Here is a 26,079-nt window from a genome sequence, read left to right as displayed (position 1 = left end):
TTTCAAGGTCGGGCTCAAAGTGAGGTGAATCTCTGGCGGGTCACTGGGCCCCAGTAGGGGTCGTGGAGTTGTTCCTCTGAGTAGAGGCCTCCGGTGTAGTTGTGGATGGCGCGTCGCCAGAAATTTCTTGCTTTGTGGGCTCCTTCTATCTGGCGTACTTGCCATGGACCCTTGTGCCTTGAGAAAATTTCGTGGGCGAGTTGTTCGCCACGGCCATTACTGCGCAGTTCAGGCTGGATGTAGAACTCCAGGATATCATGGTGCCCGTCTGTTTCTCCTTTGATGCAGAAGCCGATTGGGGTGTCTTCGAGTAGGTAGAGGTGGTTCTCGGTGAGGGTGAGATCCACATCCAGCATGTATTTTCCATCGGGGCCTGGTTGTTTGCCTGTCAGTGGTGAAAACTCGGCTTCGTAGCTCTGAAGTCGCTGGTGGAGTAGGGGGCAGGAGTCGGAGGTTTCTGTGATGCTTGACTTGTTCACTTGTGCGCTAGTGTGAGTGTGCTTGCGCCTCAGTTAGCCGAACAGGTTCAGATGGGGGAGTGAAATCTGACAAAAAGATGATTTTTTGGTGAAATGGGCTCTTTCCGCTTGCTGTTTAGGGGGAAGTGAGTTAAAGCCCCCGCCCGCCTTCGTGTTTGGGACGCCCAAATACGTTGGAGAGTAGCGCTTAAGCTGAGCATTATCAACTATAAGCTGACCCGCAATTATGAAACCAACAATGCAAAAATATTATGAGGACACCGTCTTCGCTGCTCTTAAAGAAGAGCTCGGATGTGTGAATCCTCATCAGGTGCCTCGCTTGGAAAAGATCGTAGTGACCACACACTGTGGTGGTGCTTCCGATCGTAAGCAGGCAGTAGAAGACTCCGTCGAGGAAATCGCTAAGATTACTGGCCAGAAGCCAAGCGTTTCCTACGCGCGTAAGTCCGTAGCTAACTTCAAGGTCCGCGCTGGTGAAGCAGTGGGTGCCCGCGTTACCCTTCGTGGTGCACGCATGTGGGAATTCCTTGACCGCTTCATTCACATCACAGCTCCAAACATCCGTGACTTCCGCGGTATTTCACCAAAGAGCTTTGATGGTCGTGGCAACTACGCCGTAGGTATTCCAGATCAGTCCATCTTCCCAGAAGTGGAGCTTGACCAGATCAAGCGTCAGATCGGTTTCGACCTCATTTTCGTAACTACTGCTGAAACTGATGATGCAGGCCGTGCACTTCTTCGTGCACTTGGCATGCCATTCCGTGAGACAGTCAAGAAAGAGGAGTCTGCAGCTTAATTACTGCATTAGTCCAATAACTAGAAACTAAAGAAGGAATAATATTATGGCAGTTCTTAGCGACCCAATTTCCGATTTCCTTACCCGTTTGAAGAACGCTTCTAACGCAGGTAACGAAACATTTACCGCTCCTTACTCTAAGATTAAGGAAAGCATCGCCCAGATCCTCGCTGACGAGGGTTACATCTGGAACTACGAAGTCAAAAAAGATGGCAAGTTCCCTGAGATCCAAGTGAAGGTGAAATACTCCGACGCTGGTGAGAAGGTGATCACAGACCTCAAGCGAGTGTCTAAGCCAGGTCTTCGTCAGTATGTTGGTGCGGGTGAGATCCCGCGTGTACTCAATGGTCTTGGTATCTCCATCATCTCTACCTCCAAAGGTTTGATGACTGGTGCAACAGCCAAGAAGCAAAACATCGGCGGCGAAGTTCTCGCCCTCGTTTGGTAATTTAACTCAGGAGGATAAAACCATGTCACGAGTAGGTCTTAAATCCATCTCACTTCCAGATAAGGTAAGCGTTACTGAGAGCAACGGCACCGTTTCCGTTGAAGGTCCTAAAGGTAAGCTTGAATTCCAGCTTCCAGCAGGTATTTCCGTTTCTCAGGAAGACAGCTCTCTTAGTGTTAACCGTGCTTCTGAGCAGCGCCAGATGCGCGCCCTTCACGGCACTTGCCGCAGTCTCATCAACAACATGATTGTTGGTGTTTCCGAAGGCTTCACCAAGGAACTTGAAATCATCGGTGTTGGTTTCCGTGCAGCGGTCAAGGGCGATAAGCTCGACCTCAGCCTCGGTAAATCCCACCCGATCCTTCACCCAATTCCATCCGGTATCACTGTTACTGTAACAGACAATACCAAGGTGAAAGTTGAAGGTATCGACAAGCAGGGTGTAGGTCAGTTCGCGGCTGAAGTTCGCAGCTACTACAAGCCGGAGCCATACAAAGGTAAGGGTATCCGTTATGTGGGCGAATACGTTCGTCGTAAGGCTGGTAAGAGCGTTGGTAAGTAAACGTTACTACCTTAATTAACCTCAACTGAATTTCTGAAAATGAGCAAACTCAATCGTAAATCAGTCCGCCAGCGTATCCACAGCCGTATCCGCAAGAAAGTTGCTGGTACAGCCGAGCGTCCACGCCTCGCGGTCAAGTATTCCAACCAACACGTCTATGCACAGCTGATTGACGATGTAGCAGGTGTTACCATCTGTTCTGCATCCTCACTCGACAAGAGCATCGAGACTCCATCTTCCAACGTTGCTACTGCAGCTAAGGTAGGTGAACTCATCGGTAGCCGCGCCAAGGACAAGAATGTGGAAGCCGTTGTCTTCGACCGCGGTGGTCACCTTTTCCACGGCAAGATCAAGGCTCTTGCAGACGCAGCACGTGAAGCAGGTCTTAAATTCTAACCATCCTCGAAACCATGTCTGAAAACAAAGAAAAAGCAGAAGCTACAGAAGCAGCAAAGCCTGCTGGTAACGCAGAAGCTACAGCGAAAACTGAGGCTCCTTCCAGAGAGTCCCGCGGTGGTCGTGGTGGCAAGGGTGGTCGCCGTGAGCGTCCACAACGCCAGGCTCCAGCCAAGCCTACTACCGAAGACGGTGTAGAGCTTACTGAGAAAGTGGTATTCATCAACCGATGCGCCAAGGTGGTTAAAGGTGGACGTCGTTTCTCCTTCTCCGCTCTCCTCGTATCCGGCACAGGCGAAGGCCGTGTTGGTGTAGGTTTCGGTAAGGCAAACGAAGTTGCTGACTGTATCCGCAAGGCAAGTGAAGACGCCAAAGGCAGCCTCAAGCGTGTATCCCTCGTTGACGGTACTATCCCTCACGAGACATACGCTGAATTCGGCGGCGGTAAGGTGCTTCTCAAGCCAGCATGTCCTGGTACCGGTGTTATCGCTGGTGGCGGTGTGCGTGCCGTATGTGAGGCAGTCGGTATCCACGACGTTCTCGGTAAGTCCCTTGGTTCCAACAACCACGCTAACGTAGTGAAAGCTACTATCAAGGCACTCACTCAGCTCCGCACTCGCGAGCAGGTTCTTGGTGCACGTGGTAAGCACAAGGAAAAGGCTAAGTAAACTTGGATCAGCCGCCGGCTCATCCCGGCGGCTACGAACATAAACAGAATATTTAGAAAATGAATCTTCACAATCTTAAGCCAAATCCAGGCGCCAAGCACCGTAACAAGCGTCTTGGTAAGGGTGAAAGCTCAGGCCTTGGTAAGACTTCCGGTAAGGGTCACAAAGGTCAGAAGGCACGTTCCGGTAGCGGCGTACGCGTCGGTTTCGAAGGTGGCCAGATGCCACTTCACCGTCGTCTTCCTAAGCGCGGCTTCAACAACATCCGCTTTGCTGACAAAGTGGTTATCGTAAACACAGCTCACCTCGAGAAATTCTTCGCTGAAGGTGACACTGTGAACGAAGAAAGCCTTCGCGAAAAGGGCCTCATCCGCGGTCAATTTGACCAGATCAAGGTTCTTGGTAACGGCCAGCTCAACAAGAAACTCACCGTTTCTGTTGATGCAATCAGTGCTTCTGCCAAAGAAAAGATCGAGAAAGCTGGTGGCGCAATTGCCTAACACGCTTTCTCTTACAGAGGTGTTAGTTCACCTTTTTTGAATTTTGGTGAGGAAGCGCTTGCGCGCTTCCTCACTTCTTTATACAAGCTGCCACACTTTTTTCATTAAATTATGATTTCCGCATTCGCGAATACATGGAAGGTAACCGAGCTCAGGGAACGCATCATCTTCATGCTGGTGATGATCGTCGTCGTTCGACTTGGTGTACACATCACATTGCCCGGTATCGACGGTGCTGTTGTAGAAGCCTACACCGAAGGTGTCATTGAGAAGGGCGGACAGGACGGTGGTATCCTGGATACAATGGCTACAATTTTCTCCGGTGGTGGTTTGCAGCAGCTTGGTATCTTTGCCTTGGGCATCATGCCCTACATTTCTGCATCCATTCTGATGCAGCTCATGACTGCGGTGATGCCTAAGCTTTCCAAGCTCTCCCGTGAGGATGGTGGTCGTCAGAAGATCAACCAGTACACTCGCTTCATTACCATTCTCATTGCTTTGGTGCAGGGGGCATTCCTAGCAAACCAGATTTCAAACAACCCAGGATCCCTTCCATTCTTTACCGGGATCGAGGCATATGGGGAGCTCGTTCCAAACGCAGGCTTCATGTTCATTGCCATGTTCACGCTTTGCATCGTGACTGGTACTCTGTTCCTGATGTGGATCGGTGACCAGATGACTGACCGTGGTATCGGTAACGGTACTTCCATGATCATTACCGTAAACATCATTTCATCACTTCCAGCTGCACTCAGCCTGATGTGGAAGACTCTCATCACAGGTGAGAAGGGTGGACCTGCAGGTGCCGCCTTCGTTGTATTCCTCTTCGCTTTCCTTATCTTCATCGTAGCCGCTACTATCGCGATCACGCAGGCTCAGCGCCGGATCGCCATCCAGTACGCCAAGCGTGTTGTGGGCCGTAAGCAATACGGTGGCCAGACTCAGTACCTGCCACTCAAGCTCAACTACGCAAACGTGATGCCAATCATCTTCGCGACTGCGATTCTCGGTATCCCTGTGATGCTTGCTAACCAGGTTTTCTCTGGTCAGCGCTGGGCAGCCACTATGAGTAACGTTCTCGCGATGAACAGCCCATGGTACTATGTGATTGCGGGTGCCATGATCTTCTTCTTCTCCTACTTCTGGGTGGCAACCATGTTCCAGCCTTCAGAGATCGCGGAGAACCTCAAGCGCAGCGGTGGCTACATTCCTGGTATTCGCCCAGGTCAGCCAACAGCGAAGTTCCTGGACTTCACGATGACCCGTCTGACTTTTGCTGGCGCCATCTTCCTGACCATCATTTTCATCCTTCCATGGATCGTTTCTCAGATGCCCTTGTTGTTCAATGGACCTGAGTTGAACCAGATGGTGACCGGATTCTTCGGTGGAACCAGCCTTCTGATCATGGTTGGTGTGATCCTTGACGTCATGCGTCAGGTGGAAACACACCTCTTGCAGCGCAACTACGATGGCTTCCTTCGTAAGGGCAAGATCAAGGGCCGCACTGAGCGCCGCCAGAACGTGGCAGCTAGCAAGGGTAGCAACTCTATGCTTTACCTCATGGTGGTTATCGCCATCCTGTTGATCCTCGGCGTCGTCGCACTCACAGTGAGGTAATTCTGTTCCCTTCAGGGGAACCTGACTGCTTCTCTCATTGGCCGCGGTGTTTTTTAGGAAACCTGCGGCCATTTCATTTTACCCATTATACCTCTATCACACACATCCGTTATGCATCGCATCGTACTTCTTGGACCTCCCGCGAGCGGTAAGGGCACTCAGTCCGACCGCATTTCCTCACTTCTGAATATTCCGCACCTCAGCACAGGTAATATCCTGCGTAAGGAAGTGGAAAATGGCAGCCCTATCGGGCTTGAGGCTCAGAAGTATCTGGACAGGGGAGCCTACGTGCCGGACGAACTTATCCTGAGCATGGTCCAGGCTTGGCTCAGCGAGCGCCCGGAGGGATGGCTGCTGGACGGCTTTCCTCGTACCAAGGCTCAGGCAGAAGCTCTACAGAATCTGCCAGGTGTGGATAAGCCGACTCTTGTGCTTGGTCTGGAAGTTCCCAAGGAAGCTCTTATCAGCCGTATGGAAGGCCGCCGTGAGTGTTCTGGATGTGGTAAGACCGTATCTATCACTGAAGGGCAGAAAGAGATTTGCGCCGATTGCGGTGGTGATCTCGTCAAGCGCTCAGACGATGTGATTGATAGCTTCAAGGTGCGTTACCAGAATTACGAGGAATTGACGCTGCCTTTGTTCGACTTTTATCAGGAGAAGGGTATCTTGGTGCGCATCGACGGCACCCAATCACCGGATGCTGTGTTCGATCAAATCAAACAACATCTCGTATCGGAGCAAGTACATGGCGAAGCGTAAGAAAAACAGCAATAAGATCCCGCTCAAGTCAGCTGCAGACATCAAGCAGATGAGGGTGGCTTGCGAGCTCGCAAGCGAAATCCTGCAGCAGACGGCAAAGTTCATCCAGGCTGGCAAAACCACAGGCGAAGTGGATGCCTATGCTGCTGAGTTGATGAAAGAGCGCGATGTTGTCAGTGCCTTTCTGGGCTACCGCGGTTTTCCCGGACATATTTGTATCTCACCAAACGAAGAGGTGGTTCACGGCATTGGTAACGATCGTGTGATCCAGGATGGTGACATCATCAGTATTGATGTCGGCATCGTGAAGAATGGCTGGATCGGAGATAATGCCACCACAGTTCCTGTGGGTAACGTGGACGAAGAGACCAAGCGTCTCCTCGCAGTCACTGAGCAGTCACTCTACGAAGCTCTTCAGCACGCCAAGGATGGAGTATTCTTGGCTGATCTCTGCGGGGCTGTCGCCGAGTATGTGCGTCCGTTCAAGTTTGGTGTAGTGAAGGAATTCGTTGGTCATGGTGTTGGCCAGGAGCTTCACGAGGAGCCTCAGGTGCCGAACTATCGTCCGATGGGCCGTACCCCTCGCTTGCGTGAAGGTATGGTGCTGGCGGTGGAGCCGATGATAAATGCAGGTACGCCTCGCGTAAAGATTCTCGACGACGGCTGGACCGTGATCACTGGCGATAAAAAGAATTCCGCCCATTTCGAGCACACGGTGCACGTGACCAAAGATGGTCCGGATATCCTTACGGCTCGTCCACGTGAAGCTACACCAGAGCTTCTCGGCATCACACTTTAGTCCTTAAATCACTCCATCTTGGGCGATTTCTGGGATTAATTGGAAATAGTAGTGGTGGACGTGGCGTAACTTTTAGTTAAAGTTTCTCTCGTAGTGCGGAAAAAGAAGCAGCCATATCTCCAAGGTCGGCGCTCATCCAGATGGATGAGTGTTCTTACCTGTCCTTTATTGGCTGTTGGCATGGCTGGCTATGCGCAGCAGACGGCTCTCGTGGCTGCCAGTAATTCCACGGCTCCCGCGGAAAAGGCTCCGGAAGTGGCGGCGCCTACTAAGCGCTCGGCCGATCAGGCGGATGTCTTTACCCGTCCGGATGCCCGCACCATGACTCTTTCCATTCCGGCTTTGCGAGGCCAGATTGTCGACCGCTATGGTAATCCGCTCGCCCAGAACAAAGTCGTCTGGTACCCGGCACTGCAGTTCCAGCAGTTTGAGAATGCTGACCGTGAATTCGTAGTCAGATGGGGCAGGGAGCGGATCAACAAAGCCAACCAAATCTTTGGTATCAACTGGAAGGTCAGTGATGATGAGCTTTGGGAGCACTATCGTCATCGCCGCTGGCTGGCGATGCCATATACTTATGTGGTGACTGCCGAGCAGAAAAAACTGTTCGAGCCCAAGCTGATCGATGGTCTCATTCTGCACCCGCTGTACCAGCGCTACTATCCTCAAGGCGAAACAGCCGCCCACATCATCGGTTATGTGGGAAGCAAGGGAAAGCTTGAGAAGGGGCCGATTAACTATGGTGACCCTATTTTTGAATACACCGAGGGCCGTTCTGGTCTGGAGCTGTTATTCGATGAGCAGTTGACAGGTACTCCTGGATTACGCCAGTTGCAGTATGACTCCAATGGTACGGAAGTGCTTCGCGAACTCAAGCGTGCACCCAAGCAAGGCAATACGGTGGTGACCACCCTGGATCTGGCTTGGCAGCAGCGTGCCGAGGAGGTGCTTGATAAGCACGCGCGCAAGGGGGCTCTGGTGATTCTTGATGTTCGCAGTGGTGAAGTAGTCGCGATGGCTTCCAAGCCATCCTATGATCTCAATACCTTTGTACCTTTCATTTCTAAAAAGGAGTATGATGCTTTGCGGGAAGACCCTGATGCACCGCTCTTCGGGCGTGCTTTCCAGGCGGCTTATCCACCGGCTTCCACATTCAAACCTATCGTGGCTATGGCTGCGCTGCACCATGATGTGCTCGATGGCTCTACCATGATCAATTGTCCTGCCTATATCGAACTCGGTAGGCACAAGATGTGGAACTGGTCGAAGAAGCCTGAGGGGCAGATGAATATCGTCCGCGGGATGATGCGCTCCAATAACCCATTATTCATCCAGATCGGTATCGCCACGCGCCCGGGTAACCTGACGAGTATGGCAAGACGCTTGGGCTACGGCAGCAAGTCTGGCCTGCCGCTTGTAGGTGAAGAGAAAGGGCAGTTGCTCACAAACGACTACACTTTGAAGCACTACAAGCGCCGTGTGACTGATGGTGATACGGCCAACATGTCTATCGGACAGGGTGCTATTCTGGCTACGCCTTTACAGGTGGCGCAGGGGATGGCTGCTATCGCAAACGGAACTTCCTTACCTCAGCTTCAGCTGGTCAGGCAAATTCAGGATGCGAAGGGTAGGGTGGTAACCGCCAATAAACCTCATGAGCGTAATCCGCTCGGTGTACAGCCCTATAAGGTTAGCTTGGTGCAGGAGGGAATGATGGCTGTGGTTAATTCTCCGGAGGGCACTGGTAAGGCAGCGTGGCTGGATTACACCGTAGTTTGTGGTAAGACGGGTACTGCCCAGTGGGGACCCGAGTCCAAGGAGCAGAAGCTTGGTTGGTTTGCTGGATTTTTTCCGCTTGAGAAACCGAAGTACGCCTTTGCGATGGTTTATGAGGGGATGCCCGGTGAGAAAGTCAGCGGTGGTAGCAAGGCTGCACCGATGGTGAAGGCCTTCTTCGAACCAATCAAAGATGATGTTGTTTTCCGCATCAATCCACCCGCCCGTGCGATGGTGGTGACTGAAGAAGAGATCATTCCCCCTCAGGCCCAAGTGGTCGAAGGTGATGGGATCATTGAGGATGGTCCAGCTAAAGCCATCCCTGTCGACGAAGATAATCTCGATCTCCCGCCGCCGCCCAAAGCAGTTCCTGTCGAGGAAGACGATGTCCCTTCATTGCAAGAGCTTCCACCTGGAGGCCTGCCTGATACGCCGCCCAATGCCCGTCGAGACGGGATAGTGCCTAGTCAGCCACTGCAGCCGCTGAATCCACAGGATCCCTTACAAGATCCTAATGCCCAGCAAGGGCAGAACGGCGGTCAACAAGGGCAGCAGAGTGGCCCACCGAAAGCGGTCCCTGTGGAAGAGTAAAAGACGCGTGTCTGAGTTTCCACGTCAGCCCGCGCATGATTGGTTGAACTGGTCTCGTTGTTAGGTTGGCAAGTCTGAGCTGTCGAAAGAGACAAGGCAGACTCCCGTGAAGAAGCCTGCCTTGTCTATGGGTTTGGGTTTTGTGTTAGGGGTAGATCGTGGTGCGAGAATCCTGAGGATTCTTTGTGTTGGGGTAATCGTTTGCCTAGACCATGCGGGAGGCCAGCATCTCACGCTGATAGACCAGCTCTCTAGGGATGGAATTGTGTAAGCGGAGGAAGAGTTCACTCTGGGAGACCAGCTCCTGGAACCACTCTTCTGGATTGATCGCCATCACGCGCTTGAAATCTTCTTCACTAAAGCCATCCATGCCGTCGGTATCGATATCCTTGTACTCAGGAATCCAGCCGATGCCGGCTTCGATAGCGTGACCAGTACCTTCGCAGCGTTTCACGATCCATTCGAGCACACGCATGTTCTCGCTGAATCCTGGCCAGAGGAACTTGCCATCCTCATCCAGGCGGAACCAGTTTACGTGGAAGACGCGTGGCAGGCGGGAGATGTGCTTGCCCATGTTGATCCAGTGGCGGAAGTAGTTGCCCATGTTGTAGCCGCAGAATGGCAGCATGGCCATTGGGTCGCGTCGAACCTGGCCGATGGCGCCAGCGGCAGCAGCGGTGGTCTCGGATCCCATGGTGGCACCGATGTAGACACCGTGGTGCCAGTTGAAGCCTTGATAGACGAGCGGCATAGTGGTCTTGCGGCGGCCACCGAAAATGATGGCGGAAATAGGGACACCCTCAGGGTTCTGCCAGTCAGGGTCGATGGTTGGGCACTGGCTGGCTGGGGCGGTGAAGCGGGCGTTCGGGTGAGCGGCTTTGACGCCGTTCTTGCCGTCTTCCGGAGTCCAGTCGTTGCCTTGCCAGTCGATCAGGTGAGCTGGTGGCTCCTTGGTCATGCCTTCCCACCATACGTCACCGTCATCAGTGAGGGCTACGTTGGTAAAGATGCAGTTCTCTTTCATGGACTCCATCGCTGTCGGGTTGGAATCATAGGAGGTGCCAGGTGCTACGCCGAAGTAACCAGTCTCCGGGTTGATGGCGTGTAGACTGCCGTCCTCATGAGGCCAGAGCCAGGCGATGTCATCACCCACGATCGTGGTTTTCCAGCCCTCCTTCTCGTACTTCTCTGGAGGCACGATCATGGAGAGGTTGGTCTTGCCGCAGGCAGATGGGAAAGCGCCAGTCACATAGCGTTTTTCACCCGTCGGGGACTCAAGGCCTAGGATGAGCATGTGTTCGGCCATCCAGTCGTGTTCACGGGCGATGTTGGAGGCGATGCGGAGCGCCAGGCACTTCTTGCCGAGCAGGGCATTGCCGCCGTAACCGGAGCCGTAGGAGGCAATCTCACGGGAGTTAACGAAGTGGACGATGTATTTCTCATCGTTACATGGCCATGGCACGTCTTCCTGACCTTCCTCCAGTGGCATGCCTACGGAGTGAAGGCAGGGAATGAAGAAACCTGGCTTGGTGCGGCGGGATTCGATCTCGCCAAATGCTTCTTTCTCAAGGCGGTCTAACACGTGGCTACCCATGTGGGCCATGATGCGCATGTTGATCACCGCGTAGGCAGAGTCGGTGACCTGCACGCCGATCTTGGCGAGCGGGGAATCAAGTGGGCCCATGCAGAAGGGAACCACATACATGGTGCGGCCACGCATGGAGCCTTTGAAGACCTCAAGGATCTTCTTCTTCATTTCGTATTCCTCTACCCAGTTGTTAGTCGGGCCGGCCTGATCCTTGCTCTTGGTCGCGATGAAAGTGCGTTCCTCAACGCGGGCCACATCGGAAGGAGCAGAGCGGGCGAGGAAGGAATTCGGGCGTTTTTCAGGGTTAAGGCGTGTGAGAGTGCCTTTCTCTACGAGTTCATCAGTGAGTTGGGTCCACTCCTCGTCAGAGCCATCACACCAATGGATATCCTTTGGCTCGCAGAGGTCCACCATCTTGGTGATCCATTTGGTGAGGGCTTTGTGACGCGTGGGAATTTCAAAATTCATAATGTTGATAGAAACAAGTATGACTCAGTATGACAATCTAAGAGGCTGATTTTGCGGTTTTTTTTGGCATGGGCGACGATGCTGCACAGTGCAAAGAAATTGCCATTCAGGCTGAGATGACCTATCCATGGTCATGATCAGGTGGATGGCAGTGCTTTATATGTCCTTGATGGTACAGGTCTGGTCGCAAACAGCGGCGGGAATTGTGCTCTATTGCGAAAAGCCGGATGGCGTATGGGTGCTGGTGGCAGATCACAAGATGGGCAAGCGTGGTTTTGCCTCATTTGGCGGTAGCTACGAAAAGGGGGAGACTTACCAGGAGACTGCAGCTCGGGAAACGAGTGAGGAAACAAGAGGCTACTTCAAGCAGGAGGATTTGCTGAAGGGGATCGCTGGCCAGAAGGGGGTGGATTATCTCATTTACCGGATGTTCTTCCTTAAAGTTCCTTTTGTGGAGGCGGCGGAAATTGAGAAACGTAAGGGGGCCGGAGTGATGGATGAAAGGTTCGACTATGTTTGGGTGCCGGAAAAGGAGCTCAGCCGTTATTTCGGTGTTGTGGCGGATCTCCAAACTCCCTTGAAGCTGGATCCTGCTTATCTTCCCAAGAAGGCCAAGACGGACTATTACTGGAGGCTCTGGCTGGGACAAATGGCTGAAGCGCAGCGACGGGGAGCTTTTCCGTGGCAGAAGAAGAAAGCGGGATTGCCGTAGGGGTGAGCATGGGGTAGGAGTCTTTGCAGCAAGGATGATTTCGATTAGCGATGGATTTGCGGCGTCTGGAAGATTGGCCGAAGAGATCCGGGGAGTATTCTCCGATAATGGGCTATTGTCCAAATCTCCGGACTTTGCCTATCGCCCTGAACAGCAGCAAATGGCCTATGAGGTGGCCTCCGCGCTGGAGGAGTCCCGCGTGCTCTCCGTGGAGGCGGGTACGGGTGTGGGTAAGAGCCTGGCCTACTTGATCCCGGCGGTGAAATTCGCCATCGAGAGTGGGCGCAAGGCGATCATTTCCACCCACACGATCAACCTGCAGGAGCAGCTGATGGGGAAGGATATCCCGATCGTGAAGAAACTGCTCAACGAGGATTTTGATGCCGTCCTGCTGAAAGGACGCCAGAACTACATCTGCCCCGTGCGTCTACGCATCGCGATGGATCAGCAGGGAGATCTTTTCACCAGCAGTGAGGTGGAGGAGCTCAAGGCGATCTGGGACTGGGCCGAGGGAACGACCGGGGGGACACTCAGCGAGCTGGACTTCCAGCCCAGCATGAAGGTGTGGGGCCAGGTCTGTAGTGAGGCGCATATCTGTACCCAGCGTACCTGCGGGGTGAGAGGCAATTGTTTTTACCAGCAAGCGAGGCGCCGGGTGGAAAAGGCTCAGGTCGTGGTGGTGAATCATACGCTGTTCTTTTCTTTGTTAGATGCCGGTATCGAGGAGCGTGATGAGCGGGATATGGGCTATATTTTTCCGAATGACTTCGTGATCTTTGATGAGGCTCACACGCTGGAGCACGTAGCCGCGACTCAGCTGGGCATGCGTTTGAGTCATGTGGGGCTGAAGTTCGACGTGGGCCGTCTCTATAATCGCAAGACAAAGAAAGGCCTGCTGAAGACTCTGCGCAGTGGTGAGGGAATCCAGGCTGCGGAGGAATTGTTAGATAGGGCGGAGGATTTCTTTGATGAGATCGCGGAGGCGGTCGAGTTTGGCGACTTTGGAAAAGAATTCCGCGTACGCAAGCCGGGGCTGGTGGATAACTGTCTGGCAGAGTCCCTGAGAACGCTATGGCTGGCGATCGAGGATGCTTCAGAGCGGCTGGAGAAGGAATCCAGCACCCGCAAGGAGCTGATGGAAGGCGCGCGCAAGCTACGTGAAACGCACGCCGCGGTGAAGATGTTTTTGGATCAGGAAGACGAGGAAAGCGTCTACTGGGTGCAGCGTGGAGGCAGGGACAATGATGCGCTCAGCCTGCATTCGGCGCCGATCAATGTGGCGGACCGCCTGCGTGACTCGATGTTCGGCAAGGGGCGCACCTGCGTGATGACCAGTGCCACACTGAGCGCGGGAGAGGAAGACATGAGCTACTTCCGCAGGCGCATCGGTGCAGAGAAATCCAAGGCAGTGCAGATCGGTAGTCCCTTCGACTACAAGAAGCAGATGGAGATCTACGTGATGCAGTCCATGCCAGATCCTGGAACGCCTGATTATGAGAAGGCGTTGGTACACTGGATCGGCCGCGTGCTGAAGTACACCGAGGGCAAAGCCTTCGTCCTCTTCACCAGCTACAAGACCATGCGCAATGTGGCGGAGGAAATGGAGGACTACTTCGATGAAATGGGCTGGCGTCTGTTAGTCCAGGGAGACGGCATGCCGCGCCACAAGATGATCGAAACCTTCCGCAAGGATGTCCACAGCGTGCTTTTTGGAACCGATAGTTTCTGGGCCGGGGTAGACGTGCCGGGCGAGAGCTTGAGTAATGTCATCGTGACCCGCCTGCCATTCGCCGTGCCGGATCACCCGCTGGTGCAGAGTAAAATCGAAGCCATCGAGGAAGAGGGCGGCAACGCCTTCATGGACTACTCCGTGCCCGAAGCCGTCATCAAACTCAGGCAAGGCGTCGGCCGCCTGATCCGCTCCGAGAAGGATTCCGGCATGGTCGTCATCCTCGACAACCGCGTCGTCACCAAACGCTACGGAAAGACTTTCCTCAAAGCCCTGCCAGATGCGAAGGTGAAGATCGTTAAGGAGAAGTTTTAGGAATGGAAGAGTTCGTTCTAGAATTAGGGGAGGATGGCTCGGAACTCTATTATGTGAGTGAAGGTTTTCTGAGGCTTTGTTTGTACACAGAGGTGAAGATGTCCATTGCTCAAGCTTTTGACCAATTGTTGGAGAGGTTTTCTGAACCAGTTATCAAGTCAGTGGTTGTGGACTTGGGTTCCCAGCATGATCTTACAGGCCTGCCATGTCACTTATTTGAATCGGTTTTAGATCTGCAGATTACTGGATCAAGGGACGTAGACGTCGCACCGTTGTTATCACAAACAAAACAGTTAGAGAATCTCGTTATAAGAGGGGCAACAAGGGTTGAGAGATCTATACCCTCTCTAATGGTTCTCAGTGTTGAGATGGATGAGTGTAACGGATGGCATATAGATTTAACTAATTTCCCCAATATTAAAGGTCTTATACTTGAGTTACAGAGTGAACTGCCTCGAGTGCTGGAATCAAATACAGTAAGTTCTCTAAGTCTGTATTTTAAAGAACAGTCATCACTGAATCTCGACTTGTTAAAGTTGCCTGCGCTCGAATCATTAACACTTGAAAAAGTGAAAGCCCTCGAGGCTAAACTACTCTGTAATCAATTGAAACAGGTTGTTTCATATGGCTCTCTGCTACTTGAGGAATGTCAGGAGAAATTTCCTGCAGGTGCCGAGTTAATTGATGTTGCCACTACTTAGGTTTTTGCAGGGATATGTTCATTCGGAAATAGCATTGAGATTGAATTACCACGCATCATCTAAGCCGACGACTGAGTGTATTGGTACGAGTCTACTCAGGATCTGGAGCGTGACGTGGAATCTCCCGACATTGAAGAAGGTATCTATACCGTGTGGGATGCCGAGGGGAAGGTGCTAAAGCTGCAACTATGCGAGCCAGTGAAAAAAGGCTGGTTTTCAAGATCCATTTCTAAGGGAGTTATCACGGCGACTGGCAAGTATGACTTTGAGGCAATGCGCACTGAGATCGCTAAAGGCTTGGAGATTGATGTGAACTCCTTGCCTGAGGAGGCGCCAGCTTTAGTAGAGCATTTCTGTTCATCTAAGCCGGCTGAAAAGTAAAGTGTGCGCCCATGCTAGATGAGCGCACAAGGCAAGAGGGGAAAGACTAGTTCGTATAACGCAGGATGTCCTTGGCCCAGATTTCGTAGCCTTCGGTGGAGAGGTGAATGCCGTCGAAGAAGATCTTTTTGTTAGGCTGCCCTTGTTCGTCGAGGAGCTGCTGGTTGATGGAGCAGCGGATGACCTTTTTACCGTCGCAGAGGGAGTCGGTGAGATCATTGGCCTGGCTGCAGAGGTTCTGCATAGGGGAGCCTCCGCGCAGGCGGGGGAAAATATCATAAAGCAGGATGGTGGTGCCTGGGCAATGCTGCTGCACGGTCTGGATGATGGCCTCGGTGCCGAGGTAGATCTCGTAGGGCGTGTGGAGTGATGTGGCGTTATTGGTGCCGATCATGAGGACGGTGAAATCGGGATCGAGGTTTTCCAGGTTTCCGTTCTGCAGGCGGTAGAGCAGGTGCTGGGTGCGGTCTGAACCGATTCCGAAGTTGGCAGCCATTCTGTCCCTGAAGTATTTGTCCCAGAGCTCTTGGCCGTCGGTCTTACACATTTTGTTAGATTGCCAGTAGTGGGTGATGGAGTCGCCGATCATGAGGATGTCCACTTCTCCTTGCTTGGCGCGTTCATTGAACTTGGCTTGGCGCTCACTCCAGAGATCCCAGTGTTTTTTGTGGGCTGGTGTAGCTGCCTCCACTTGTGGTGTGTCCATCAGGTCCTTCATTTCGTAGACATTGAAAATGATGCCCTCTTCGATGTAGGAGGCGTAGCCGCCCTCAAAGAGGATGGCGACTTTGCCCTCCTTGGTGATGGAGAGGTCTGAGTAAGCAGAAGAGTAGGGGTGGATACGCTTGCTATAGGGCCAGGTCTTGCCGCCGTCGTCAGAGATGCGGATGGTCATGTCAGTGCGTGCGCTACGTGAGGCAGGGTTGGAGAAGATCAGGCGCTGTGGCTTGGAATAGTCACGAATGACGGAGCCTTGGCAGCGTGGTCCGGGGAGATTGAAGTCGTGCTTCATTTCCGTCCAGGTGGCACCACCGTCGGTGCTGGTGCGTACACCGCGTACCTTCTGACTGTGGGTCTGCATGCGCATGTTGTGGTAGAGAAGGTCCGGCGCAACTTCGGCGATCTGGCTCTCGTTGCTGCCATCGGCTGCGGAGGTGCCGAGCTGCCAGGTTTTACCCAAGTCATCAGAGTAGAGGGAATGGGCGCGGTAGATGCTTTTTCCGTTCTCAAACGTGGAATGGTTGGCCGGAGCGACGAGACGCTTGGCGTGTTTGCCCTCTCTGATCTGAATGCCGGAGCATGGGCCAGTGGCGTACCAGCGCCAGTTCTCCGGATAAATGTTAGAAGCAATGTCACGCGGTTCGGTCCAGGTTTTACCGTCGTCATCAGAGTGCTGGATGAAGATGCCGCGGCGGCCTTTGCCGGCCATAATAGCTCCCTCGTGGTGGTCGGAGGTGCAGCTGAGAAGGAAGATGCGGCCCGTGTCTTGCTCGACGATCGGGCATGGGTTGCCCGCGACGTGCTTGCCGTAGTCATAAATCACCTGCAGAGGAGACCAAGTCTTGCCGCCATCGGTTGAGCGCTTGAGGACTATGTCGATATTGCCGTGGTCGCCTGCGTGGTCTTTACGTCCCTCGCAGAAGGCAAGCAGGGTGCCGCTCTTGGTAGTGACGAGTGCAGGGATGCGGTAGCTGGCGTAGCCTTCCTGACCGCAGGCGAAGAGGTGGTTAAGCTTGGCAGGCTTGGTAAATGTACCAGTCACTAGGAACTCTTTGACTAGTATCTGTCCTCGGTGAGGGCGTAGTGCTACGTGTGAGAGGTCCGCCACGGTGTAAGGGCGCTCTGCAACAGTCTGGCCGTCGATCTGGAAGGTGATCTTCCCGTCCTTGCTCTCGGCTGCAAGGGTGAAGGGCTTGCCTGCCACGACCTTTGCGTCGAGTTGCTGGAAGCCGCCGAAGCCTGAGCCCTCCAGGAAAAGGGTCTGTCGGTTGCTGTCAAAGCCGAAGAAATCATTGCCGATGATGATACCGGCTGCGGTATGCTTGACCTCTTTCAGAATCAGCGTGGCGGAGATGGTGAACTCAGAGCCGTTGGTGAGCAGCTTCATGCCTAAGGTTTGGCCAGGACCCTTGCCTGTGACAGCTGCTTTCTCTTCTTTCCAGGATGAGCCTTTCTTATAGGCGTTTTCGGTGATTTCACCGTCTTTCACCAAATAAAGCGTTTCGGCCTGAAGGAGGACAGGAAGGCATATGGTGAGTATGAGTGTGATCCATTTCATATGCTCTAGGGTACGGGATCTGTCACCATCCGTATCATCAGACGAATGGTTTATTTTTAGACCAGTTTGGTGTCAGGGTACACCATCCCTAGGCAAAATGCGAGTCTGCAAATGAGACAGACGGCTTTAGCTAAGACTCCGGTAATCCCCGTCCCGCAGAGTCAGACCCTCAGCATCGAGACGCTCCAGGGTGGGCATGAGGGTTTTACGGGTGGCGCCGGTGGCTTGGCGGATCTCACTGGCGGTGGCTTTGCCAGTGGACTGGATGTGCGAGAGGATACTCTTCTTGAATTCCTCATACACCGAGGCTTCGAGCACGGCCTTCGGGTCAAGCTCGATGACTTGGCCGGAGCGGATGAGGAAGGTGAGCACCTGCTTGCTGTCCTTGTCCGGTGCCAGTTCGACAACGGGCGGCGGCGTGAGGCCTGATCCCTTGAGTGTGCTGAGCATTTTGTCCGCGATGGGCTGGAGCTTTTCCGGTAGTTCTAGAGAGTGCTCTTGAGAAGCAATGCCATCACCTTTGGAGCTATAGCCGTTTGCCAGGAGATGTTTCTGGATTTGTTCTAACAAGTCAGCCGGAGCCTTGCTGGATTTGGCGAGGGCTTTGCGCCAGGCCTCAATGGGCATGGAGGGTGCATCCGGGTTCTGCTGATGGTAGTCGGTGACGAGTTGTCCAGCTTGAGTGGTGACCTGCTGCCACCAGTCAGAGTCTAACAGCCAGTTACCACGCTGGGTGGCTTTCTTCTGTTTCACCACTTGCTCACAGGTCTTGCTGAAGGTCTCTGTGGTGAATGGGGTATTCGGAATACTCTTGGTGGTGGAGAGGAAGGGTGTCTTGCGAAGCTCGGAAAGGATGACCGTACGGAGGTTGGTTGGGTCTTCGGATCTCTCTGTGAGGAAGGCGGCACGATCCTCGGAGCGGAAGAGGCGCGGCTTGGCATTGGCATCCAGGATGATGCCTCCGGCGAGCGTTCCTTGCTGGGCGCCGTCGCGGAGTACGAAGCGGTCTCCGGTGCAGGCGGCGATAGGCTCTTCCAGTCGCAGCTGGGCAAAGCAGGCCTCACCAGGATGCAGTGAGGGCTGGGAGTGAAGGACGATGCGGGCGCGGGTGCGGGAGGTGCCGTGATGCAGGATCACGGTCTCGGTGTTTTTCAGCACGCGCTTGGTGGCCGTTTGACCTGTGATCGGGCGCTTGTCCCGCTGCAGCTGCACATCCAGCGTAAGGGGGGGCTGGAGATAGCCGGGAGTCGTGATGACGCTGCCGCGCTTCACTCCTGGCTTGCCCTTGCTGGAGAGCGGGAGATCGGGAAGGTTTAGCGCGGTGCGGGTGCCGCTGCTGACGGTGTCGAGAGATTGGTTGTGGTTCTGGGCATTTCGCACGGTGCAGTCCAGTCCCTGTGGCAGACAGACCAGCTGGTCGCCTTTATGGAAATCACTACCTGTTAGGGTGCCTGTGACTACAGTGCCCACGCCGGTGGGGGAGAAGGCACGGTCCACGGAGAGACGTGGATTGAGCGAGCTGGAGTTGTGATTGATGCCGACTGCGAGCTTGAGGATTTCCTCCTTGAGCGCATCGATCCCCATACCTGTGATGGAAGATACGGGAACGATGGGAGCCTCTTCCAGAGTAGTCCCTAACAGCTCCTCGCGTACCAGCTCAACGGTGAAGTCCAGGTCCTCGGCAAGGTCTGCCTTGGTGAGGGCGATGATGACGTTCTTGACGCCGAGGTAATTGAGGATGTGCAGGTGTTCCTCGGACTGGGGCATCCAACCGTCGTCGGCAGCGACGATGAAAAGGGCGATGTCCAGCGAGCCAACACCGGAGACCATGTTGTTAACGAAATCTGCGTGGCCTGGCACGTCGATCAGGCCGATTTCATACTTTCCCAGAGTCAGGTGGGCGAAGCCCAGCTCGATAGTGACACCGCGTGCTTTCTCCTCGGGGAGTCGGTCTGGGTCCGTTCCTGTTAGAACTTTAACGAGGGAGGATTTTCCGTGGTCGATGTGTCCGGCTGTTCCGAGAATGAGATGCATGATTACAGAGAGAGCAGTTTGCTTTACGCTTCTACGCGGGCGACGATGCGGGCTTTTTCAAAATCAAAGGGAGTCATTTCCAGCTGGACGGTTTCGTTTGGCTGGAGGGAATCGCGCAGGTCGGCATTCTTCTTCTGCAGGTGGCCGAGCACGACCTTTCCATTGGGGAGCTTGACGAGGAAGGTCATGTTGTCCTCGCGTTTCTCGAGGATGGTGCCAGTGGTGGAGATAGGTGCGTCTTTCATGGGACTCGTTATTGGTGAATTGTTAATCGTTAATTGGGGGGGCGACGCTGGGGCGTCGGTTTTTTAAAGTGTTTAATGGATGTCTCGCCAGCTGACGAGGGAGGAAAGTGGGGGAAAGCCGTCGTGGTGCCAGATGAGTGGCGGCTGCTGGCCCTCGCCCAGTGAGCAGATGCGCGGAGGGGAGAGAGGCTCGACTTCTTCTAACAGTTCATCCAGTGGTTCCAAGGCGATGGTGGAGAGATATTGGGTTTCGCTGCCCAGTTCACTGAGGTCCACCGGCCAGGGGCGGACGTAGACGGTGCGGTTCAGCGGGGAGGGGACGAGATGCGCGTTGTTCTCGAAAATGATGGTCCAGGCGGTGCCTTGCTTGCTTTCTAGCAAGAGGTAGTTCTCCGGTTCTACGGCAGCGTGGTAGCGGTAGGTCTCGCGCAGGTTGGAGATGGCACCAGATTCGGAAACGGAGATGGGACCACGAGGGTTATCCTCTTCAAAGCGCTGCATGGCGGTGGCCAGCATACGGGCGAATTCCTGCGGGGATTCCTTCACGTAGACGGTGTGGAGGGAGAGGCAGCCTTGCTGGTTGAACAGGCCGATGTCGCGTGCGGCCTTGGTGGCGGCATCCGTGCTGGGCTGCTCGATGAGGCCGATGCTGAGTTTATGGCCGTGGGGTATGAAGCGTTGGTGAGCGCTGAGGCGGGAATGGATCGCGGCGATGGCTTCGTCCGACCCGATGGCGACGACAGCCTTGGCCTTGGATAGGGTAGCTTGGTCGAGCCGAGGGCTGAGAGTGAGCAGAGGCTGGAGCTCCGCTGGGAGTTTACCGGCAAATTCTTCTACCTCCGGAAGGCCGCTGGAGGGGAGTTTGACGATGTTCTCCGCTCCAAGCAGCAGCCCACGCAGGATGCTCTGAAGGGCGGCGTGCGGAGTATTGCCACTGACCACATGGACGACGGGGCTGAGCGGGACCGCTTTGCTACGGATATCTCCATAAGGGACGAAGGCGTCCAGCGCCTCGTCATGCTGCAGCTCCAGCGTGACCCAGTCGATGAGGTCGTCTGCGGAGAATTCGCCGAGGAACGCTGTGTAGTCTGCACAGATTGTGGCGAGGATGTCTGCTCGTTGCTGGGTGGTCATAGTGCTCAAGAAAGACTCTGCACAGCCCGGGCGGCTTGTCTAGTGTGAGAGTGGGGGATTAACACCAAAAATCAGATGGCAGAGCGTGGAACGATGATGCAAGCTACAACCAATGAAGCTAGTAAGTGAGCCTATCAGTGATTATGATCTTTTCTTGGATGTTCTAAATTTCGGTAGAGAGGTACTTCGGATAAACAATATTCCAGAATGCCCAGAAGCGTGTGAGCGAGAAGTGAAAAGGATTAGTCATCTTCTAAGCGATACAGTTGAAAAACCATTTACATTGTCGTTCACCGGGAAAAATAAGTCCGCTATCGGCTTGGTATACGCGATACTACTCAAAAATTCTTTTGGGTGGAATGTCGTCCAAGTGAGGCATGAGAAGCAGAAAGGAGAAGATGCTGTAGACGCAGTAGTCAGCCCTGATGGAAGATACTGCGTATATCCAATTGAGATCGTTTATTGGGAGTCTACAAAGCAAGACAATGAATCTCTGAGGGTTTACGAGGCTATCAAAAACTCGCAACTACCTGATGTCCCCCGAAATAGTTTTAGCAAAATAGGCGGACACCCCAGGGGGCGCTGCTACTAAGACTACTCATCTCATGATTGGAAGTGGTAGACTCACCTCGACAACGTCTCATCCGCCGACCTCGAACAGCCTCTGGGGATGGCAGAGGGGTCACGGCCGATGAGGGTGAAGGAGCGTTCGTCGTGATAAGTGGCGAGGTCCTGGGTGCGGATGGCGAGCACGGAGTGGAGGTTGGCGAGGTCGTAGATGTGAAGGTAGCCGGTTTCGCCGGGCTTGACCTGCGCTCCGGTCTCTGGGTTGACGACTTTGATGCGGGTCCATGGTGGGCCGCTGTGGGGGCGGTCGATCTCCCGGGTGTAGAACTGGGAGCTGAGCTCGGTCATGGAGTATTCGTTCCAGATGCGTGAGGCGGGAAGTCCCAGCTTTTCCTCAAAGAGTGCGTAGAGTTCCTTTTTGGAGAGACTGCGACCTGAGCCTTTGTAGCCGCCGGTTTCCATGGCCCAGCTGCCGTCTGGAAGCTCAAGCGGTTCATCAATGCTCTCGAAAAGGTGGAGGAAGGCGAGGGCGGTGCCGAAGATGGTGATGGGCGAGCCTTGCTGGATAGCCTGGCGGATCTTTGCGATGGAGATGTGGCCCTCGCGGATGAGGAAGGTGGCCTCTGGTGCAAAATGGTCGCGCAGTGTCTGCATCATGTGCACGAGAGAAGAGTGGGGCATTTCCTCGGGCGGCTGGGAAAGGATGAGGCAGTTGTAGATGGCGGGCAGGCCGGCGTCCTTCCATCCCTCGATGATGGATTTCTCGTAGAGGCTGGTGTCCTGGAAGTAGTGAGTGCCCTGGGTCTCACCGGTCGTGCCGGAAGTTTTGAAGTGCTTGCCGCGCTTTTCTTCCGGCAGGCAGGTGGGATTGTTGGTGGATTTAAAGGCGTCTGTCGGTACGGCAGGGATATCCTGCCAGTGAAGCTCCTCAGACGGGGAGATACCATGGGCATCGCAATAGGCGCGGTAGGGGGCGTTGTGCGCGTACTGATAGGCGAAGATTTTCTTGGCGAGGCTGTCGAAGTCCCATTCCTGGGGGGATTCGTTAGAAATGGCTTCTATCAGTTCTGCTGTAATGGCTTCTATCTCCATGGTTTAGCAATGTTAGGGGTGCGAAAAAGATTGAGGAAATGAGTGGCAATGTATTGATACTTATGCTTCTATGTTAGTGTATCGTTTTTCTCTGCGGCACTCTGTTTTTGGGGTGTGCTTTGGCGATGCATCCTACTACCACAAAGTAGAATCACCAAGACAATGTATCCAGTATCTGATGTGGTGAGAATGAAGTCACTGGGCAAAGCCGCCGGGTTTGTCTCGCCGGTCCTGCGCTTCGTCTCCACACGGCAAGGTACGGGCTGCACCCTGCTGGTCTGTTTGGCCGTCCTTAGCGACTGCCTTGATTGGTGGGTGGCTGGCATTATCTTGGCTGCTGGTCTGGTGAGGGAATCCTCTCTGCGCCAGAGTCTTTCTGATAAGACCCTCACCCTCGCCAAGTCCGTGTACGCGGGTAGCGTCATGCTGGTGGTTGTCATGGCTCTGAAGCCTTCTGGTCTAGTTTCCGAGTTGACGGGACAGCCGCAAGTTCTGGCTCTTAGTTTGCTGGCTACAGTTCTCGGCGCGGGTGGGGCGATCTTTCTCGGAATAGAAGTTTATCTTTCTCTATCTCATTGTCCATGTATGCATGAAGGCAAAGATAGTAAGGGATATCTCAGCTGCAGCGTCTGTCAGGATGGCACAGATCTCTTGAACCCGATGATAAATGCTGCTAGCATACTCCGTAAAAATGTTGGAGTTACTTGACTTTAGGGTCTTTCGGCTTCATCATAACATCGCTGCTGCTTTTGTAGCCTTTTCGCCCAAAATCATTCAATAAAAGAACTTTTTATGAAAAAATCTCTCGTATCCATGATGTCCGTGGCATTCTGCGGTCTGGTGACGTCATGTTACCCACCTTATCCGCCATCTCCGTATGATCGTCCGGTGCCAACAGACCGTGTAGATCCTGCGCAGAGAACAGCAACCGTAGGTGACGATGCACAGCGCCAGCTCGAAGAGGCACGCCGCCGCTTGGAGCAGCAAGAGGCTATGGGAAATGCAGGTGGTGGCCAAGCCGGCACCAACGTTGACCCGACTCCAACGCCCAATCCTACTCCCGGTACTTATCAGTACGCAGATCCAGTTCCAGGGAAGGCAGGCTATGTCTTTAACCCGTACACCAAGAATCAGGTAGACGTGCGCGGTATCCCAAGCGGCACCCTCGTTCGCGATCCTCACGATCCGAACCCAGCTCACAAGTTCCGTGTGCCTTAAGGGATAGACACAATTAAATGTATCATTTTCGCGCCGAGTCTTGCAATCAGGGCTCGGCGCTTTTTATATCGCTGCACGATGTTCGAACGCGTGACCATATTAGGCCCGGGGTTGCTGGGTGGATCGGTGGCTTTGTCCGCCGTCAAAAAGCTATCCGGCTGCCAGGTGACCCTGTGGGGACGACGCGAGGAGCCGCTGAAGGTCGCTCAGTCCGTGGGCATCGAGTCCGTCACCACGGATCTCGAAGAGGCGGTTAAGGAGGCTGATCTGGTGATTTTGGCCACTCCAGTGGGAGTGATGCCGAAACTGGTGGAGAAGATCGTGGAAGTGGCCGGTGAGCGGGAAATCCTGCTGACCGATGTGGGCAGCGTGAAGCGCATGGTGCACGAGATGTTGGCTCCTACGCTCAAGGGTACCAAGATTCGCTTCGTCGGGAGTCACCCGATGGCGGGTTCCGAGCAGACTGGCATGGAAGCCGCGAAGGACGATCTGCTGGATGGTGCCACTTGTCTAGTGACCAATGACGGCGGAGTGGATGAGGATAGCGTCAAGCAGGTGGAGGCCTTTTGGCTGTCACTGGGCTGTCGGGTACGCCGCATGACTGCTGAGGATCACGACTACGCCGTAGCGCGCGTCAGTCATTTCCCGCATGTGCTTGCCTGTGTGGGCGCGACCGTGGGGCTGGCTTTTGATGACATTGCCGACTTGTGCGGCGGAGGAATGCGCGATACGACCCGCGTGGCGGGAGGGGATCCGACCCTCTGGACTGAGATTATGATGGAGAACCGGGATGCTCTGCAGCGCTCCATGCGTGAGAGTATCGGTGATCTGGTCAAGCTGATGGACATGCTGGAGAAGGAAGACCGGGAGGCACTGCACGCCTATCTGGATGAGGCGAAGAAACGCAGAAGTCTGATCTAAAATTTTCAAACACGAAGAATCATGGAAAGTATTACACTGGAGCCGATCAAGAAGATCGAGGGTGAGATTCACCTGCCGGGCTCGAAGAGTCTTTCTAACAGGGCCTTGTTGTTGGCGGCTCTGGCAGAGGGAAAGACAGAGATTACCAATTTGCTGGATAGTGACGACGTGCGCTACATGCTGGGTGCCTTGAAGCAGCTCGGTGTGGACTATGAACTCTCTGAGGATGGCACCCGCTGTGTGGTCACAGGTAAAGGTGGTCCGCTGACAGATGCTGGCAGCTATGAGCTCTATCTGGGAAATGCGGGTACAGCGATGCGCCCACTGAGCGCGGCGCTCTGCCTGGGCAAAGGCGAGTTTACCCTGACTGGTGAGCCTCGCATGGAGGAGCGCCCGATCGATGCTCTCGTGGATGCGATGCGCCAGGGTGGTTGCCAGATCGACTACTTGAAGAGCGAAGGCTATCCGCCGCTGAAGATCACTGCGGATGGATTTGCCGGTGGTAAGATTTCCATCGATGGTTCCATTTCCAGCCAGTTCCTGACCGCGGTTTTGATGTCTGCTCCCTTGGCGAAGGCCGATACAGAGATTGAGATCGTAGGCGAGCTGGTGAGCAAGCCATACATCGATATCACCATCCACACGATGGCTCAGTTCGGTGTGACTGTGGAGAATGACAACTACGAGCGCTTCCTTGTGAAATCCGGCCAGACCTATCAGGCTCTGGGTTCCTTCCTCGTTGAGGGTGATGCCTCATCAGCTTCCTACTTTCTTGCCGCCGCTGCTATCAAAGGTGGCCGCGTGAAGGTGACCGGTATTGGCAAGAAGAGCATCCAGGGTGATGTGCGTTTTGCCGATGTGCTGGAAGACATGGGTGCCAAAGTGGAGTGGGGTGATGACTACGTGGCAGTCGAGAGCGGTAAGCTGACTGCTGTGGATCAGGATATGAACCACATCCCGGATGCTGCCATGACTATCGCGACCACGGCCTTGTTTGCCGAGGGAACCACGGCGATTCGCAACATTTACAACTGGCGCGTGAAGGAAACTGACCGTCTCTTCGCCATGGCCACGGAGCTCCGCAAGGTGGGTGCCGAAGTCGTAGAAGGTGAAGACTTCATTGAAGTGACTCCTCCGGCTGAGCTCAAGCATGCAGCGATCGATACCTATAACGATCACCGCATCGCGATGTGTTTCTCCCTGCTGGCTCTCGATCCTGTGTCGGTAACTATCAATGACCCGGGCTGCACGGCGAAGACCTTCCCGGATTACTTCGAAAAACTAGAGAGCGTCAGCGTACGCTAA

The 26,079-nt window shown here is 54.1% G+C and carries 26 protein-coding genes; 19 read left to right on the top strand and 7 right to left on the bottom strand.

Annotated features, from left to right (window positions below; all coding sequences use genetic code 11):
• Positions 1-14: 14 nt before the first annotated feature.
• Positions 15-479 (bottom strand): hypothetical protein, encoded by a 465-nt coding sequence (locus BUB27_RS17720; protein ID WP_143185228.1) that lies wholly within the window; start codon positions 477-479, stop codon positions 15-17.
• Positions 480-717: 238 nt separating this feature from the next.
• On the opposite strand from BUB27_RS17720, the gene rplE reads away from it, so the two are divergent.
• The 10 genes from rplE to BUB27_RS17670 all read left to right on the top strand — a co-directional run bounded on the left by rplE (position 718) and on the right by BUB27_RS17670 (position 9,391).
• Entirely contained in the window at positions 718-1,275 is a 558-nt protein-coding gene (gene rplE / locus BUB27_RS17715) for a 50S ribosomal protein L5 (protein WP_143185269.1), read from the top strand.
• 46 nt (positions 1,276-1,321) lie between these two features.
• Complete coding sequence (gene rpsH / locus BUB27_RS17710) at positions 1,322-1,723, top strand: 30S ribosomal protein S8 (RefSeq protein WP_143185227.1); 402 nt, start codon at positions 1,322-1,324, stop codon at positions 1,721-1,723.
• Between the two features lie 22 nt (positions 1,724-1,745).
• A complete protein-coding gene (gene rplF, locus BUB27_RS17705) occupies positions 1,746-2,285 on the top strand; it encodes a 50S ribosomal protein L6 (RefSeq protein WP_143185226.1) in 540 nt (179 codons plus the stop codon).
• Between the two features lie 39 nt (positions 2,286-2,324).
• On the top strand, positions 2,325-2,681 hold the full coding sequence (rplR, locus tag BUB27_RS17700) for a 50S ribosomal protein L18 (RefSeq protein WP_143185225.1): 357 nt from the start codon (positions 2,325-2,327) through the stop codon (positions 2,679-2,681).
• A gap of 14 nt (positions 2,682-2,695) precedes the next feature.
• A complete protein-coding gene (rpsE, locus tag BUB27_RS17695) occupies positions 2,696-3,349 on the top strand; it encodes a 30S ribosomal protein S5 (RefSeq protein WP_143185224.1) in 654 nt (217 codons plus the stop codon).
• A 59-nt stretch (positions 3,350-3,408) separates the two neighbouring features.
• Positions 3,409-3,849: a 50S ribosomal protein L15 gene (rplO, locus tag BUB27_RS17690; RefSeq protein WP_143185223.1), complete on the top strand. Its 441-nt coding sequence runs from the start codon at positions 3,409-3,411 to the stop codon at positions 3,847-3,849.
• A 111-nt stretch (positions 3,850-3,960) separates the two neighbouring features.
• The gene (secY, locus tag BUB27_RS17685; RefSeq protein WP_143185222.1) at positions 3,961-5,466 is read left to right on the top strand and encodes a preprotein translocase subunit SecY; all 1,506 of its coding nucleotides are present in this window, start codon (positions 3,961-3,963) and stop codon (positions 5,464-5,466) included.
• A 111-nt stretch (positions 5,467-5,577) separates the two neighbouring features.
• Positions 5,578-6,225 (top strand): adenylate kinase family protein, encoded by a 648-nt coding sequence (locus tag BUB27_RS17680; RefSeq protein WP_143185221.1) that lies wholly within the window; start codon positions 5,578-5,580, stop codon positions 6,223-6,225.
• On the top strand, positions 6,212-7,024 hold the full coding sequence (map, locus tag BUB27_RS17675) for a type I methionyl aminopeptidase (protein ID WP_143185220.1): 813 nt from the start codon (positions 6,212-6,214) through the stop codon (positions 7,022-7,024). The genes BUB27_RS17680 and map overlap by 14 nt, the downstream gene beginning before the upstream one ends.
• A 144-nt stretch (positions 7,025-7,168) precedes the next feature.
• Positions 7,169-9,391 (top strand): peptidoglycan D,D-transpeptidase FtsI family protein, encoded by a 2,223-nt coding sequence (locus BUB27_RS17670; RefSeq protein WP_143185219.1) that lies wholly within the window; start codon positions 7,169-7,171, stop codon positions 9,389-9,391.
• Between the two features lie 205 nt (positions 9,392-9,596).
• On the opposite strand, the gene BUB27_RS17665 is transcribed toward BUB27_RS17670, so the two are convergent.
• A complete protein-coding gene (locus tag BUB27_RS17665; protein WP_143185218.1) occupies positions 9,597-11,447 on the bottom strand; it encodes a phosphoenolpyruvate carboxykinase (GTP) in 1,851 nt (616 codons plus the stop codon).
• A gap of 145 nt (positions 11,448-11,592) precedes the next feature.
• On the opposite strand from BUB27_RS17665, the gene BUB27_RS17660 reads away from it, so the two are divergent.
• The 4 genes from BUB27_RS17660 to BUB27_RS17645 all read left to right on the top strand — a co-directional run bounded on the left by BUB27_RS17660 (position 11,593) and on the right by BUB27_RS17645 (position 15,285).
• Positions 11,593-12,159 carry an NUDIX hydrolase gene (locus BUB27_RS17660; protein WP_159435060.1) on the top strand — a complete coding sequence of 189 codons (567 nt, stop codon included), beginning with the start codon at positions 11,593-11,595 and terminating at the stop codon, positions 12,157-12,159.
• Positions 12,160-12,193: 34 nt separating this feature from the next.
• Positions 12,194-14,203, top strand: coding sequence for an ATP-dependent DNA helicase (locus BUB27_RS17655; RefSeq protein WP_143185216.1), 2,010 nt, complete (start codon positions 12,194-12,196; stop codon positions 14,201-14,203).
• A 2-nt stretch (positions 14,204-14,205) separates the two neighbouring features.
• On the top strand, positions 14,206-14,904 hold the full coding sequence (locus tag BUB27_RS17650; RefSeq protein WP_143185215.1) for a hypothetical protein: 699 nt from the start codon (positions 14,206-14,208) through the stop codon (positions 14,902-14,904).
• 75 nt (positions 14,905-14,979) lie between these two features.
• Entirely contained in the window at positions 14,980-15,285 is a 306-nt protein-coding gene (locus BUB27_RS17645) for a hypothetical protein (protein WP_143185214.1), read from the top strand.
• A 46-nt stretch (positions 15,286-15,331) separates the two neighbouring features.
• Here the strand turns inward: BUB27_RS17645 and BUB27_RS17640 are convergent, their stop codons facing one another.
• The 4 genes from BUB27_RS17640 to BUB27_RS17625 form a co-directional block, all read right to left on the bottom strand.
• Complete coding sequence (locus tag BUB27_RS17640; protein ID WP_143185213.1) at positions 15,332-17,563, bottom strand: exo-alpha-sialidase; 2,232 nt, start codon at positions 17,561-17,563, stop codon at positions 15,332-15,334.
• A gap of 126 nt (positions 17,564-17,689) precedes the next feature.
• Positions 17,690-19,597 (bottom strand): selenocysteine-specific translation elongation factor, encoded by a 1,908-nt coding sequence (gene selB / locus BUB27_RS17635; protein WP_143185212.1) that lies wholly within the window; start codon positions 19,595-19,597, stop codon positions 17,690-17,692.
• A gap of 23 nt (positions 19,598-19,620) precedes the next feature.
• The gene (gene infA / locus BUB27_RS17630) at positions 19,621-19,842 is read right to left on the bottom strand and encodes a S1 domain-containing protein (RefSeq protein WP_143185211.1); all 222 of its coding nucleotides are present in this window, start codon (positions 19,840-19,842) and stop codon (positions 19,621-19,623) included.
• A 72-nt stretch (positions 19,843-19,914) separates the two neighbouring features.
• Positions 19,915-20,976, bottom strand: a complete 1,062-nt coding sequence (locus tag BUB27_RS17625) for an acyl-CoA reductase (RefSeq protein ID WP_143185210.1) — start codon at positions 20,974-20,976, stop codon at positions 19,915-19,917.
• Positions 20,977-21,088: 112 nt separating this feature from the next.
• Here BUB27_RS17625 and BUB27_RS17620 point away from each other — a divergent pair, with 112 nt between their 5' ends.
• Positions 21,089-21,568, top strand: a complete 480-nt coding sequence (locus tag BUB27_RS17620) for a Rossmann-fold NAD(P)-binding domain-containing protein (RefSeq protein ID WP_143185209.1) — start codon at positions 21,089-21,091, stop codon at positions 21,566-21,568.
• Positions 21,569-21,600: 32 nt separating this feature from the next.
• Here BUB27_RS17620 and BUB27_RS17615 read toward each other — a convergent pair whose 3' ends face one another.
• Complete coding sequence (locus BUB27_RS17615) at positions 21,601-22,635, bottom strand: LuxE/PaaK family acyltransferase (RefSeq protein ID WP_143185208.1); 1,035 nt, start codon at positions 22,633-22,635, stop codon at positions 21,601-21,603.
• Positions 22,636-22,797: 162 nt separating this feature from the next.
• Here BUB27_RS17615 and BUB27_RS17610 point away from each other — a divergent pair, with 162 nt between their 5' ends.
• The 4 genes from BUB27_RS17610 to aroA all read left to right on the top strand — a co-directional run bounded on the left by BUB27_RS17610 (position 22,798) and on the right by aroA (position 26,079).
• Positions 22,798-23,343, top strand: coding sequence for a hypothetical protein (locus BUB27_RS17610; RefSeq protein WP_143185207.1), 546 nt, complete (start codon positions 22,798-22,800; stop codon positions 23,341-23,343).
• A gap of 84 nt (positions 23,344-23,427) precedes the next feature.
• Positions 23,428-23,853, top strand: a complete 426-nt coding sequence (locus BUB27_RS17605; protein ID WP_143185206.1) for a hypothetical protein — start codon at positions 23,428-23,430, stop codon at positions 23,851-23,853.
• A 78-nt stretch (positions 23,854-23,931) separates the two neighbouring features.
• Positions 23,932-24,774 (top strand): prephenate dehydrogenase, encoded by an 843-nt coding sequence (locus BUB27_RS17600; protein ID WP_143185205.1) that lies wholly within the window; start codon positions 23,932-23,934, stop codon positions 24,772-24,774.
• A gap of 21 nt (positions 24,775-24,795) precedes the next feature.
• A complete protein-coding gene (aroA, locus tag BUB27_RS17595; protein ID WP_143185204.1) occupies positions 24,796-26,079 on the top strand; it encodes a 3-phosphoshikimate 1-carboxyvinyltransferase in 1,284 nt (427 codons plus the stop codon).

This window comes from Rubritalea squalenifaciens DSM 18772, from assembly GCF_900141815.1.
GTDB lineage: Bacteria > Verrucomicrobiota > Verrucomicrobiia > Verrucomicrobiales > Akkermansiaceae > Rubritalea > Rubritalea squalenifaciens.
Note: the sequence above shows the minus strand (reverse complement) of the source record. Positions and strands in the feature narration are given on the sequence as shown.